Annotated in this window: 10 protein-coding genes; all 10 read left to right on the forward strand. The window is 44.0% G+C overall.

Annotated features, from left to right (window positions below):
* Positions 1-246: 246 nt before the first annotated feature.
* The 10 genes from QFZ78_RS30610 (at position 247) to QFZ78_RS30655 (ending at position 14,009) form a co-directional block, all read left to right on the forward strand.
* Positions 247-5,046: a WIAG-tail domain gene (locus tag QFZ78_RS30610; protein WP_307553130.1), complete on the forward strand. Its 4,800-nt coding sequence runs from the start codon at positions 247-249 to the stop codon at positions 5,044-5,046.
* A gap of 150 nt (positions 5,047-5,196) precedes the next feature.
* Complete coding sequence (locus tag QFZ78_RS30615; protein ID WP_307553131.1) at positions 5,197-5,913, forward strand: sugar phosphate nucleotidyltransferase; 717 nt, start codon at positions 5,197-5,199, stop codon at positions 5,911-5,913.
* Between the two features lie 4 nt (positions 5,914-5,917).
* The gene (rfbB, locus tag QFZ78_RS30620; protein ID WP_307553132.1) at positions 5,918-6,931 is read left to right on the forward strand and encodes a dTDP-glucose 4,6-dehydratase; all 1,014 of its coding nucleotides are present in this window, start codon (positions 5,918-5,920) and stop codon (positions 6,929-6,931) included.
* Positions 6,928-7,770 (forward strand): dTDP-4-dehydrorhamnose reductase, encoded by an 843-nt coding sequence (rfbD, locus tag QFZ78_RS30625; RefSeq protein ID WP_307553133.1) that lies wholly within the window; start codon positions 6,928-6,930, stop codon positions 7,768-7,770. The genes rfbB and rfbD overlap by 4 nt, the downstream gene beginning before the upstream one ends.
* 36 nt (positions 7,771-7,806) lie before the next feature.
* Entirely contained in the window at positions 7,807-8,937 is a 1,131-nt protein-coding gene (locus tag QFZ78_RS30630; protein ID WP_307553134.1) for a CgeB family protein, read from the forward strand.
* 112 nt (positions 8,938-9,049) lie between these two features.
* Positions 9,050-10,027, forward strand: coding sequence for a GT-D fold domain-containing protein (locus tag QFZ78_RS30635; protein WP_307553135.1), 978 nt, complete (start codon positions 9,050-9,052; stop codon positions 10,025-10,027).
* 26 nt (positions 10,028-10,053) lie between these two features.
* Complete coding sequence (locus QFZ78_RS30640; protein ID WP_307553136.1) at positions 10,054-11,433, forward strand: glycosyltransferase family 2 protein; 1,380 nt, start codon at positions 10,054-10,056, stop codon at positions 11,431-11,433.
* A gap of 5 nt (positions 11,434-11,438) precedes the next feature.
* Positions 11,439-11,684, forward strand: coding sequence for a hypothetical protein (locus QFZ78_RS30645; protein WP_307553137.1), 246 nt, complete (start codon positions 11,439-11,441; stop codon positions 11,682-11,684).
* Between the two features lie 32 nt (positions 11,685-11,716).
* Positions 11,717-12,850 (forward strand): glycosyltransferase family protein, encoded by a 1,134-nt coding sequence (locus QFZ78_RS30650; RefSeq protein WP_307553138.1) that lies wholly within the window; start codon positions 11,717-11,719, stop codon positions 12,848-12,850.
* 25 nt (positions 12,851-12,875) lie between these two features.
* The gene (locus QFZ78_RS30655; RefSeq protein WP_307553139.1) at positions 12,876-14,009 is read left to right on the forward strand and encodes a DegT/DnrJ/EryC1/StrS family aminotransferase; all 1,134 of its coding nucleotides are present in this window, start codon (positions 12,876-12,878) and stop codon (positions 14,007-14,009) included.
* Positions 14,010-14,063 lie beyond the last annotated feature (54 nt).

The raw sequence follows: 14,063 nt of genomic DNA on the forward strand, positions 1-14,063 counted from the left end.
GCAATTGTGACTCCTTCTCAGTTTATGGAAAAGCAGGGTTGCTTGTTTGTACGGATGCTGATACTTTCCAAGTAGAAATGGAACAAATGCCCAAGCTTTGCCTTTTAATCCGCATATGTATAGAGAGTAGTTAGTGGATTTGACCATTTATCTAGGTTAGCGCACATTTTTTCGGGCTAGCGTACCTATCGGGTGGAGACTGAATATGTTACAAGTGACTAATTCTTGGAGAATGGAGAGGAGTCTATGAGTAAGCGTAAGAGCAGCAGAGTAAGACCTTATGTGCAAAAAGTGAACTCCAGCAGGGTGAACGAACTGGATTGGATAGATGAAATTGAACCAGCATCAGCTCCAGTCAAGCAAGAGAAAGCCGAGAAAGCCGAGAAAGTCGAGAAAGCTGAGAAAACGGAGCCCGTTCAGAAAACGGAAACGAGTGATCCGCATCCGCCAGCCAAAGGGAATGTGAAATCTCCAGTAGAAACGACCAAAATTAGCAAGCAATCCAATCTAATGAAGGTTTCCACTACTTCCACCGCTCCCCCACCACCGCTGCTATTGCTCTCTGAAAGGAAAACGGGGAAATTTGTAAACCCTGTCGTCTATACAGATGATATTGTCGAAGAAGCGATTACTTGGGAGAAAATTGCAAATCGCTCTGTCGATGAGAGCAAAATTAAACCACTCAGTATCGGCACGAAAGCTCTGAAGGATTTTGCAATCGAGCATTCGAAGCTTGCTCCGGGAAGTGTAACAAGAGATAAGATTGCTAATCAAGCGATCAACGATGAACATATTGCTCCACATAGTATCTTGGGTGATAAAATTCAGGATCAATCCATTCCGGGCAGTAAAATGATGGACAATAGTATCACAGCGGATAAACTGGCCGACCAAACCATTGATTCCTTAAAAATTGCTCACGGTTCCATTCTTCCCCAACATTTATCTGAACTGATCATTACGAGCGAACTCATTGATAATCAAGCTATAACGGGAGAGAAAATTCATAGTGGCGCCGTGCAAGCCAAGCATTTGTCCAATTATATTATTGATACCGCCAAGCTGACGGATGCTTCCGTCACAACGGATAAGTTAAGAGATCAGGCAGTGACCGAAGAGAAAATCGCCAATGCGAGCATTACCTCTGTTCATTTTCAACCACAAAGTATTTATGGAGAACACTTGGCTAATGGCAGTGTTCAGAGTCATAACATTGCTCCGCGACAAATTGAAGCAACGCATATTGCTGATCTTGCTATTGAGAACTGTCATTTGCAAAATGAGTCAATCACAACAGAGAAGCTGGCGTGGGAATCTGTTAATCACGATCAACTTGCGGATATGGCTGTATCGAGCGGGAAGATTGCTCCACTAGCGATTGAGACGAAACATTTGCAGGAATCCTCCATTTATGGTGAACATATTACCGATGAAGCAATCACCAGCCGTCATATCACAGCAAGCTCGATTCATGCGGAGCATATTGCGAATGGCGCAATTTATTCGACGCTCATACTAGACGGTGCGATTACATCCGATAAATTGGCTAACCATATCATTGAAGGACGGCACATTAACCCGAAAGCCATTGATAGTGATCATTTAACGGACAATGCGATTTCTAGTGCTAAGCTTCAAGATGAATCGGTTACATCTGCTAAATTGGGAGAAAGCATTATAGAAGAACGGCATATTCGGCAGCATGCTGTTCAGAATTGGCATCTTGCCGATAACATCATCTCCAGTGCTAAACTCCAAGATGAATCAATTACATCGGCTAAATTGGGGGAAAGCATTGTTGAGGGAAGGCATATTGATCAGCAAGCCATTCAGAGTGAGCATCTGGGGAATAACATTATCTCCAGTTCCAAATTGGAATCGGGATCTGTCACAACGGAGAAGCTGGCTAATGAGAGTGTAGATTCGTCTAAACTGAAGGATAAGAGTGTCACTTCACAGAAAATTGCGCTGAGCACGATTCATGGGGTTCATTTGCAGGAAGAAATCATTGGTAGTGAGCATTTAGTGAGCGGAGCCGTATCAGGAACCCACATACAATTGAATTCGATTGGCGCGGAGCATCTAAAAGATGGCGTTATTTCCGGTGATAAGCTTGGGCAGGGTGTCATACGTTCCGAACATGTAACAGAGCGGGCAATCGGTCAGGAACAAATCAATGAATTAGCTATTCATCGTAAACATATCGCTGACGAAGCGATTACGACACGACATGTACAGGAACAGACGATTACAACAAGTAAAATCGCTGAAGAAGCTGTAACGAGTAGTAAAATCGCATCTATGTCCATTGAAATTCGGCACCTTCAGGAAAATATTATCGACGGTTTCCATATTAAGACCGGAGCGATTACTTCTGAGCATTTGGCTCAGGGATCTATCACACTTGGCATATTCGCAGATCGAAGTCTGGAAGGCAGCAAGCTTATTGAAAAGTCAATAACGACGGAGACGCTGGCTCAAGACGCTGTCACGGAAGAGAAGTTGGCAAGCGGATCCGTAGGAACTCAGCATTTACAGGCTGGATCGGTTTCTGCTTGGATTATTCAAAACCAGGCGGTTACGAGTGATAAATTAGGTGAGAGTGCCGTAACAGAGTCTAAGCTAGCTGATAACAGTGTGACCGGACGTAAAATTTCCAGTAAAGCGGTCAGCAGTGAACACATCGCCGATGGTGCGGTAACTGCAGCAAAGCTTGCTAATGAAAGCATCCATGGAAGTAAACTGGTTACCGGTGCTTTAAATGCGCGGCATCTAGCTGATGGATCCATTATTGGTTCCAAATTGGCTGCACGAACAATAAATAATGAGCACCTTGCCGATGGGGCTGTGAACGGTGTGAAGTTGGCTAAGGAAAGCGTGGATGGAACCAAATTAATGCCAGGTGTTATAACACATGAACATTTGGCTGCGAGCAGCGTTATTGGAGCGAAGCTGGCGTTGGGAGCGGTCAGCGGCGAACATCTAGCATCCAGCTCTGTTGATAGTGAAAAGCTTGCCGCTAATTCGGTGGACGGCAGCAAGTTGACACTTGGTGCTGTGAGTAATTACCATCTTGCTGATAGTTCGGTATATGGAGCAAAGTTGGCAACGGGAAGTGTGGATGGAAGCAAGCTGACTGCAGGTGCAGTGAGCAATGAGCATCTTTCCGACCATGTTGTGGATGTTACCAAGTTGGCTCCAGGCAGTGTCGATAGCAGTAAAGTGTTGGCTGGTGCGATCAACCGTGAACATCTCGCTGACCATATGGTGGATGGTTCGAAGTTGGCATTCGGAGTAGTAGGTCGGGAACACTTGGTGACAGGAGCTGTAGATGGAACGAAACTGATGGACGGCAGCGTGGATAGCAGCAAGCTAAGCCTAGGTGCTGTAGGAAGCGAACACCTCATTGACGGTGCAGTGAACGGAGCAAAACTAGCGAAGAGCAGTGTGGACAGCAGCAAGCTGGTGTCTGGTGCTGTGAATAGTGATCATATCGCGCCAGGGGCAGTAAACGGTACGAAGCTTTCAATTAGCAGTGTGGATGGCAGCAAAATTGCTGAAGGTGCAATTAGCAGCGAGCATCTGGCAGCAGGAATTGTGACCAGCGTAAAGTTGGCATCAGGCAGTATAGATGGGAGCAAGCTAGTTGCTGGAGCTATAAGCAGTTATCATCTTGCTGACGGTGCAGTGGATAATATGAAGCTGGCATGGGGGAGTGTCGATGGCAGTAAGCTGACCCCGAACTCGATAGGCAATGGGCACCTCGTCGACGGCGCAGTTGACGGAAGCAAGCTGGCTGCAAGTAGTGTAGACGGAAGCAAGCTGGCCGCAGGCGCAGTCAGTGGCGATCATCTTGCAGATGGCGCCTTGTACGGCGCGAAGCTAGCCGCAGGCAGCATTGATGGAAGTAAGCTTGCGTCCGGCATCATTAGTAACTATCACTTGACCATTGGCAGTGTGGATGGAAGAAAGCTGATGGAAGGATCGGTGAACAGCACTCATATTATGGAGGGTGCTGTTGATGGATCGAAATTAGCCGCAGGCAGTGTGGACGGTAATAAACTGGCCGTTTGCTCGGTGAGCGAAGAGCATCTTGTCGATGGAGCAGTATCAGGCTCGAAGCTTGCTGCAGGTAGTGTAGATGGTAGCAAGCTAGCCGTGGGCACTGTGACCGGTGAACATCTGGCAGAAGGCATAGTGGATAGCAGCAAGCTGCTGAGTGGAGCCATAACCGAACGCCACGTGGCAGATGGTACCATCACGACGTCAAAGCTGGCAAAAGGCAGTATAGACGGCACCAAGTTAGCAAACGGATCTATAGTTAGCAATCACTTGGAAGATGGCTCGATTACAACATCTAAGCTGGCAGCAGGAAGTGTGGACGGTAGTAAGCTGCTGGATGGTTCCATCATTGCTAAGCATATCGCCGATAGCACCATCACGACGTCAAAACTAGCGGAAGCTAGTGTAGACAGCAGTAAGCTGGCGACTGGATCTGTGACAGGTGATCACATAGCAGATGGCAGCGTAGAAAGCAGCAAGTTGGGGTATGGGGCGGTGACTAGCTCCCATATTGCAGATGGCTCGATTACAAGCGAGAAACTTGCTGAAAGTAGTGTGGATGGAAGCAAACTAGCTAGTAGATCGGTGACTGTTCAACACATCGCAGACGGCTCGATTACAAGCGAAAAACTGGCAGCAGACATTATCGAATCTAGGCATATTGCTCCAGGTGCGATTCAAGCAGAGAACCTGTCTTTCAAAACGATGCACGTACCAGCAGCAAAGCCTGCATCCCTGCAGCAGTTCGGTCTCATTCCATTTCAATTCAAAGGACAGGATGAACTCGTGGAAGTGTTAGTCACTTTTGATGAACCTTTTGCTGATGAACATTATGTCATTACGGCGATATCCAATCACCCTGCTTGTTACATTGTTGCGAAACAAAAATTAAAAGATACAGCGGTAGTTTCCGTCGTTCGAGCCAAATTTTCACCTGACTTGCAAGGCATTGTGAACTGGATTGCTATTGGCTCCAAAGCATAATCCTGCCACCCTATGGTGGCTTTTTTTTATTCTATAGCTGTTATTTCACGAATTTTGGGTATTGGTACAGACCACGAAAGGTAAATTTACATATATCTATGAGTAGGTGTTTCTACTAAGCATCAATTCAGATGAAAGGAACATGACCTCATGAAAGGTGTCATTTTGGCAGGAGGTACGGGAACGCGTTTATGGCCATTAACAAAATTGGTCAATAAGCATCTGTTGCCCGTTGGCAAGCATCCTATGATACATTATTCCATTCGGAAAATGAAGGAAGCCGGTATTCATGACATCCTACTCGTCATTGGGAAGCAGTCCGCGGGTATGTACGTGAATTTCTTAGGTGGCGGAGAGGATTGGGGTGTCAATCTTACTTATAAAATACAAGAGAAAGCAGGAGGGATAGCGGAAGCTCTATTTCTCGCTAACGGTTTCATACAACCGAAGGATAAATTTGTAGTCATACTAGGAGACAATTTGTTTGAGGATCCTTTGACGGATTATGTTCAGGCATATGAAGCTCAAGAACGTGGGGCCATGCTGCTTCTGAAGGAAGTCGAAGACTCCCGGAGATATGGTGTTCCCCATATCAAGGGAAGTCGTATCGTCTCCATCGAGGAAAAGCCGAAGCATCCACAATCTAATTTTTGTGTTACAGGCATTTATATGTATGACTTTGGCGTATTTCAAATTATTCAAACGATAAAGCCATCAGTCAGGGGTGAGCTGGAGATTACAGATGTAAACAATTGTTATGCGGAAGAAGGCACACTCACATACAACATCTTAGAAGGTTGGTGGACGGATGCCGGAACCATTCAATCTTTGCATGACGCCGGCTCAAAGCTAATGGAAGGAGAATAGCAGGATGAGACTACTCATAACCGGAGGTATGGGCTTCATTGGTAGTAATTTCATCTTATACATGATGAACAAATACCCTGAATACCAGGTATACAATTTGGATTTGCTCACTTATGCCGCACACAAGGACAATGTCTCTGAAGTGGAGCATCTGCCGAATTATCATTTTATTCAAGGGGACATCTGTAATGAATCGCTATTGTCCGTTATATTTGGCGAAGGTATTGATGCGGTCGTGCACTTTGCTGCAGAGTCCCATGTAGATCGGAGTATTGAAGATCCACTCCGTTTTGTAAGAACGAATATCCAGGGAACTCACACCTTGCTAGAAGCGGCTATACAGCATGATGTAAAGCGGTTTGTCCAAATTTCTACGGATGAAGTTTATGGGTCTCTCGGACAAATGGGGTACTTTACAGAAACTACATCATTAGCACCAAATAGCCCTTATTCGGCTAGTAAAGCAGGAGCAGATATGCTGGTACGTGCTTATTATCATACCTATAATTTCCCCGCTATGATTACCCGTTGCTCCAATAACTACGGTCCGAATCAATTCCCAGAGAAGCTTATTCCTCTTTCGATTTTAAAAGTCTTGAACGATCAAAGGGTTCCTCTTTATGGTGACGGCCTTAACGTTCGAGATTGGCTTTACGTCGAAGACCATTGTAATGCGATTGACCTGGTGCTTCATGGCGGAACACCCGGCGAAGTGTATAATGTGGGCGGTAATAATGAATATACGAACATCGATATCATTCGTCGTATCTTGGATGAATTAGGGAAAACGGAGAATCTCATCCATTACGTTAAGGATCGGCTCGGTCATGATAGGAGGTATGCAATTGACGCTGCAAAGATTAGGAATGAGCTTGGTTGGAAACCATCAACTCCATTCGAACAAGGCATCAAAAAGACCATACAATGGTATGTTAATCATGAACAGTGGTTAAGGGAAATAGCTGAAGGCTCTCATCGCGGTTATGGATTGGACCCTATTAGGGGTGATCATTGTTGAAAATACTAATTACGGGCGCTGTCGGCCAACTGGGTTCGACCTTGGTGTCATTCTTAACTGCTGCGCATGAAGTAGTGCCTCTTTCAAGAGCTGAGCTTGACATCACTATCCCTAATAAAGTAAAGGAAACGATCCTTATACATCGGCCGGATGTAATCATCCATACAGCTGCTTATACAGATGTGGATTTGTCAGAGAAGCATGCTGATACAGCATTTCAGATTAATGCATTCGGAACGCGGAATATAGCTGAAGCTGCAGAATTAGTGGGTGCCAAACTGGTACACATTAGCAGCGATTATGTATTTGATGGCATGAAAAAGGAACCCTACATCGAATCGGATTGTCCTTCACCCATAAATATATATGGCTCTACCAAACTGCTCGGCGAAAAATTTGTAGAGTTGTACTGTAGCAAACATTTCATCGTTCGAACGGCATGGTTGTACGGTATGGGTCAGCGAAGTTTCGTCAACACCATTTGTAAGCTGGCTCGAAGTCAAAATGAAATATCTGTCGTAACGGATTGCTACGGCTCTCCTACTTATGTTGTGGATCTCGCAGCATTTATTACGGAGCTGCTAAGTAAGGAAAGCTATGGGATTTATCACGTAGTTAACGAGGGAGTTTGTTCGCGCTTTGAGCTTGCTCAAGCTATTGTACAGGAAATGGGCTTTGACCATGTGCAAGTGCTGCCCATTCTTTCCCATCAATTTGAGCAATCTGCTCTTAGACCTGCTAATTCTGCTTTGGATTGTGCAGCGATTCGCATGAATGGGCTCACTCCATTAAGGGATTGGCGTTCTGCGTTACAAGCTTTTAAAAGGAATGGTGCATAGAGCACCAAGAATTGGTAACGGAAGCAGGTGTGGATCATGAGCGTCAAAACCGTTCGCAAGAGCGGTAAGCCCGTTGTTACATGGCATAAAGGATTCGAGGCTGGCAGCAGAGATGGAAGTGTAGCGGGCTGGAACGAGGGATACCGAATAGGCAGATCAAACGGTATTTATACTCAATTGGGTGAGAGGCTCTTTCCAATTCGTCCCTATAAAGTACTCTATGTCACTGCAGGCATTGGCGACCCTTATCCAGCACTTGATCAAGCTATCATAGAAGGATTGAGAAGTGTTGTATCTGAGGTAGTGTCTGTGAGTCCGGCTGAATCTGTTGTAGCTGCAGCGACACTATATATGCCAGACATTGTTCTAGTGTTAAACGGTGTTATATTACCGCTTGAACAGGTAGATGAGCTTAGACAACGTGGGTTCCGCACGGCAGTTTGGTTTACAGACGATCCATACTATACAGATTGGACGATTGGTATTGCTCCTCATTATGATTACGTGTTTACACTGGAATTAAACTGTGTGAGCTTGTATCAGTCGATTGGTTGTACAAACGTCTATTACTTTCCTTTTGCAGTAAATACGAAAGCCTTCTATCCGTGTGCAGCTCAGCTTAGCTTTCAAACGGATATTTGTTTTATTGGTACGGCTTTTTGGAACCGTGTCTGGTATGTCGATCAAATTGCCCATTATTTAAAGGGTAAAAGAACGCTCCTTTCTGGTTGGTGGTGGGACCGATTACAGCAATACCAACTGCTTTCTTCTTCCATCCGACTTGGAAACTGGATGACCCCTGAGGATACATCTCGTTATTACAATGGTGCCAAAATTGTTATTAATCTTCATAGACCGGTGGATGATGAGACAAATAATAACAGTATGCTTCTACAGGCTTGTTCCGTAAATCCTCGTACCTTTGAAATTAATGGCTGCTCCACCCTACAGCTAGTGGACCTACGATCTGAGGTATCACAAATGTATGTTCCTAATCAGGAGATTGTTACCTATTCCTCACCAGAGGAACTGGTCTATCAACTCGACTACTATTTGACTCATGAAGAAGAACGAAGAGAGATTGCGTTTAAGGCATATAACCGAACATTGCGACAGCATACTTATGCGCATCGCCTGGATCAAATGATGTCTATTCTATTTGAATAGGTGGAATAGAAGGTATAGCTAGGAAATAGACACTTGTAACCGTTTCTTTCAATTCATATAAGAATACAATAACGAAGGGGTTCGTCAACGTATGTAAAGCAGGAGGTGTACGATGCAGCTTCAAATGAAAAAGCCGAAGCTTTCTAAAAAAAACCTTGGTAAAGCTCGGCGAAGCGCTCGGCGAAGAGCGAGATCGGTTCACAAATCCGTCGAATCCAATCACCAGACAAATTATAACGTTGGCTACAACATTGGTTACAATGAAGGTTACAATAGCGGGTATGATACGGCCTTTGATAAAGGAGTGTTTCAAGGCGGTGATGCTATTGTAGATCAATTGCTGCCCGTAAATGTCATTCTGCCTAGCATTTCAGTTGATTCTATTATTGCAGCGGGACTTGAACATTTTCACCAGCAAATGGTTCCTGTTCTTCCGACTGTGGATATTTATGAGCTGATCCGTAATGCCTTGGAGTTTCGCAAACCCCTTTCTATTATTCGTCTAGGTGACGGTGAACTGCTCACCATGGCACAAGGGATACAAAGTTCAGATCAACTTCATAAAGATGGTACTTTTTTAAATTACGCAGGAGTTGATTTGCCAGATTATGCTGCTAAAGATATGCTGCTTCAATCTGTGATGCAGTCATCCATTGTGGGAATTCCGAGATCGAGATTTCGAACGTTCCTTCCATTAGCTATATCTATTTTTGAAAATTACGGTATCCCTTACCGTAGTATGGCTTTGACACTTTCTACAATTAATTATTCCTTATATGTAGAAGGTTTTCTTATGGATTTGTTGACCGGACAGCGTGTTCTGCTTGTAGGGAATACAACGGAGGGATTGAAAGAGAAGCTCATGGCAAAAGGCATCCACATTGTTGATGCGATCTTCCCAGTCCAAGGAATTCATGATGTGCATCGAGTTATGAATGAAATTTATGCTCGAGATTTTGATTTGGCACTAGTTTCTGCAGGCATTCCAGCAGTTGTTATTGTACAGCGTATCGCAACAGAGCTTGGAAAAGTTGCCATCGATTTCGGGCATCTGTCAGATAAAATCAGTAATGGCGAAGCACCTTTGTAAGTAAGGAAAGAAGGGGAAGAAGAGCCATGAAAGCAAGTTATATTAAAAAAAACAAGATTCAGTCAAAGCTGAAGCCTGTTCATTCTTCCTTTCGCCAAGGATTTAAAGATGGGTGCCGGGTGGGCTTCGATAAAGGATACGAAGATGGTTTCAACAGTGGAAACCGCGAAGGGACAGAAGGTAAACGTCCACTGTTTGAAGGGACCAGTATCATTATTCCAACATATAACCAAAAAGCGTTCCTTATTGAATGTATAGAAAGTATTCGTGCTTATACGCCAGAGCCCTACGAGCTGATTATTATTGATAATGGGTCGACCGACGGGACATTGGACTATTTAATATCGGATACAACCGGAATTCGATTTCGTTTCTTCGATCATAATCTAGGCTTTGCAGGTGCTGTCAATCAAGGGCTTTTGATGGCAAGAGGTACTTCATTAGTACTTTTGAATAATGACACAGTGGTAACGCCCTATTGGTTGAATAACTTATTGGCCTGTGTTGGGCAAGATGCAACCATAGGTTTAGCAGGCCCTGTAAGTAATTATATTAGTGGAGAGCAACTTATTCCTACAAACTATAGTACTGTCGAGGAGATGCAACAATTCGCTCTTAGTTACAATCGCTCTGACTCATCTCGCTGGAAATCAATATCCCGAATCACTGCTTTTTGCTTGATCATGCGTCGAGATGTATTTGAACGAATCGGATATTTTGATGAAGGATTCGAAATCGGTAATTGTGAAGATGACGATTACGGATTACGGGCGGAGCTTCTTGGACTACAACTTGTTGTAGCTGGAGATACGTTCGTCCATCATTATGGCAGCATGACAATGAAGAGCCTAAAAGAACAGTTTGCACCTGTCTATGAGAAAAACCAGATTTATTATTTTGATAAATGGGGAGATCCATCCCGCGCTCTCATGGAAGCAAGGCAAAATGACGAGGACGCAGCAGCTGGGATGTGTCGGTTCTATGCAAACTGTGTAATTGTAAAAGGGGAAGATCCTACAGCATATTGGGTTGAATACGGTGTGCGGTATCCGATTAACAGCCCCATTCAGGTACCCATTACACAGGTATCACAGCTCGATTTGAAATGCTGGCATATGGGTCCGCCTCTTTCTGCTGCTGATGTGTTATTGAAACTCGCCAGTCTAAATGATCCAACTATTACTGAGATAAACTTAAGGGATAATATTATCGTGACAACTCCCGATGGTGGTCATTATCAGCTTCAAGAGGGTAAACTGCGATCGATTCTTTCTCCTGCTGCTCATCGAACATGGCATTTGGATCAACGATGGACTGTCCCCATTAGTTATGAAATTGCCAGTATGTATGTAACAGGAAATCCGATCATTCCTTGTCCTACTATTCGGACGCTTTTTAGGAGGTGAATTGAATGATCCGTAAGAGGAGCTTGTTAGCGACTAGAAGAAAACGGACCCTTAAAGTTAAGAAACGAAATATAAAAACAAACATCAAAGCAAGAAGATCAGTCGTTAAGAAAATGAAAAAAAGAAAGGTATACAGACCACTGTATAACAAAGGGTATAACAAAGGTTTCGACCAAGCATATAACGAAGGCTTCAATGTTGGATATGCACAAGGCGTAGAGCAAGCAGGGCAAATCAACATTTCGGAATAGCTGCAATAGGAGGTCAAGTAGAGGGGGTTATCATGAACACCAAAAATCGAGCCCAATCGTATTCTTATCTTGGTGGACGAAGAAAAGGGAAAAGGGAAGGCTATGAACAAGGCTATCAGAATGGCGTTCAACTTGGTCTGCAACATACCCTTTGGCCTATTGCTCTTATAATAGCACAAGTAAAATCTTTTCCATCACTAGAGATCATATTACTACAGCCTTTTAGATTGATGAAGAAATTGGGAATATATAATTATCGGCTGGTTACAGAGGATTTTGTAACCAGAGAAGACATAGCTTCTGCTCAAATTGTTATTTTTATTCGAAATGTAGAACCCCTTGCCTACAAATGGCTAGAAGCCGCACACGAAATGGGGAAACAGACTGTTTATGTCATTGACGATAATTTTCTGCATATTCCCTCTGCAGGCACATTGACCAATTATTACCAGGACCCGGATCGGCGAGAGACCTTTATTCGTTTTTTAACCTTTTCAAAAGTAGTGCAAGTCATTTCCCCCTATTTTGCGGATTATATTCGACTTCATTTCAATCCGAATGTGGTGTGCTTTCCAGCTAGTGTAGATTTTGAGTTGCTAGATGCAGCCGGGCCTAAACCTGTGCGAAATGACGGTAACATTGTATTTGGCTATGAGGGGACAGCCAAGGACGAAGATTTCAAGCCAGTCGTACCCGCTATTATTAAAATCTTGCAAGAGTATGGGCCTCGAATAAGAGTGGAATTCCTGGGATTTATCCCTCCAGGATTACAAGGGCTTCCAGGCGTCTCATTTCTTTCCACTGACTACGAGTATCGTCAATTTATGCAGACTCTGTACCGAACATCCTGGGATTTTGGTTTGGCTCCTTTAACAGATTCCTTATTTAATTTATGCAAAACAAATAACAAATTTCGTGAGTATTCAGGCTGTTTAATTCCTGGGATATATACGCATGCACCAGCTTACTCCGATTGTATAGTCCAAGAAGAGACCGGTTACCTAGTGCCGCAGACAACAGAGGGTTGGTACTTAGGTATGAAACGAATGATCGAAGATGCGGTAATGCGCAATAAAATTAAAGAGCAGGCAGGAGCTTACAGCAGACAGCACTTTTCTCTGGAACAATCTGTTGTAAATTGGCGGAATCATATATTGCATGTGTAGAGCATACCGAAAGGAGAAATGATTCTTGAACAGCAAGCACATCCCTGTGTTACAACCAAGTATTGGGCAAGAAGAAATCGATGCTGTAGTGGAAGTGATGCGATCCGGATGGCTCGGACTCGGTCCCAAAACAGAACAATTTGAACAAGAATTTGCAAAATATGCGGGAAGTCGCTTCATGGTTGCTCTCAATTCTGGAACCGCAGCGCTGCATCTTGCTCTTGAGGTACTGAATATTGGTCCTGGCGATGAGGTCATTGTTCCGCCGATTACGTTTATATCTACAGTTCATGCAGTTAGCTATGTAGGAGCGACACCTGTATTTGCTGATGTGGAGACAGATACAATGAACATATCCGTTCAAGATATTGAACGAAAAATTACGAATAAAACAAAGGCCATTATCGTTGTCCATCTTGCCGGTCATCCTTGTGATATGGATGCGATTCAAGCATTGGCAGACTCCAAAGGCATTAAAGTTATTGAAGATGCAGCGCATGCTTGTGGCGCTGAATACAAGGGGAACAAGATCGGTTCTTCAGGCAATCTAACCTGCTTCAGCTATCATGCTGTCAAAAATTTGACCTGTGGTGAAGGTGGCGGCATTACAACCAATCAGGAATGGATTACGCGCAAATTGAAAGAGAAGCGTTGGGTTGGTATTTCCAAGGATACATGGATGCGTTCTTCCTCTGAAAGGGTGTATGCTTGGCAATATTTCGTGGATCAAGTTGGATATAAGTACCATATGAGCGATATGCAAGCTGCAATTGGTATTGTACAGCTAAAAAGACTGGATCAATTAAATGGCCGTCGTCGAGAAGTAGTCGAATATTATCAGGAGCATTTCAAGGATTTGTCGTGGGTGGAATTGCCAAAGGAAAAGGATTATGCCCGCAGTTCTTGGCATTTGTTCCAAGTAAAGCTTCAAACAGAGGATGCTAGAGATCGACTTATTGGCCATATGAAGGATCTCAACATAGCACCCGGTGTGCATTACTATCCTTGTCACCTGCACCCATGCTATATCCACCTAAAAGCAGAGGTTCCTGTATCGAATGAAATATGGAAAAGAATCATTACACTTCCAATTCATCCCAATCTGACAGATGAGGATTTGGAACGGGTTGTGGACTGTGTAAGAAGCTTTCAACCATAGGAAGCTTCTGCTTACGAAGAAAGTTTTCCTAAAGGAAAACTCTTAGGAGGTGAC

This window comes from Paenibacillus sp. V4I5 (assembly GCF_030817255.1).
Lineage (GTDB): Bacteria > Bacillota > Bacilli > Paenibacillales > NBRC-103111 > Paenibacillus_E.

What these genes read in the sequence shown, in the direction of transcription:
- QFZ78_RS30630 (WP_307553134.1), top strand. Translation starts at nt 7,807, where the DNA reads ATGAGCGTCAAAACCGTTCGCAAGAGCGGTAAGCCCGTTGTTACATGG.
- QFZ78_RS30615 (WP_307553131.1), top strand. Translation starts at nt 5,197, where the DNA reads ATGAAAGGTGTCATTTTGGCAGGAGGTACGGGAACGCGTTTATGGCCA.
- QFZ78_RS30635 (WP_307553135.1), top strand. Translation starts at nt 9,050, where the DNA reads ATGCAGCTTCAAATGAAAAAGCCGAAGCTTTCTAAAAAAAACCTTGGT.
- QFZ78_RS30640 (WP_307553136.1), top strand. Translation starts at nt 10,054, where the DNA reads ATGAAAGCAAGTTATATTAAAAAAAACAAGATTCAGTCAAAGCTGAAG.
- QFZ78_RS30650 (WP_307553138.1), top strand. Translation starts at nt 11,717, where the DNA reads ATGAACACCAAAAATCGAGCCCAATCGTATTCTTATCTTGGTGGACGA.
- rfbB (WP_307553132.1), top strand. Translation starts at nt 5,918, where the DNA reads ATGAGACTACTCATAACCGGAGGTATGGGCTTCATTGGTAGTAATTTC.
- QFZ78_RS30610 (WP_307553130.1), top strand. Translation starts at nt 247, where the DNA reads ATGAGTAAGCGTAAGAGCAGCAGAGTAAGACCTTATGTGCAAAAAGTG.
- QFZ78_RS30645 (WP_307553137.1), top strand. Translation starts at nt 11,439, where the DNA reads ATGATCCGTAAGAGGAGCTTGTTAGCGACTAGAAGAAAACGGACCCTT.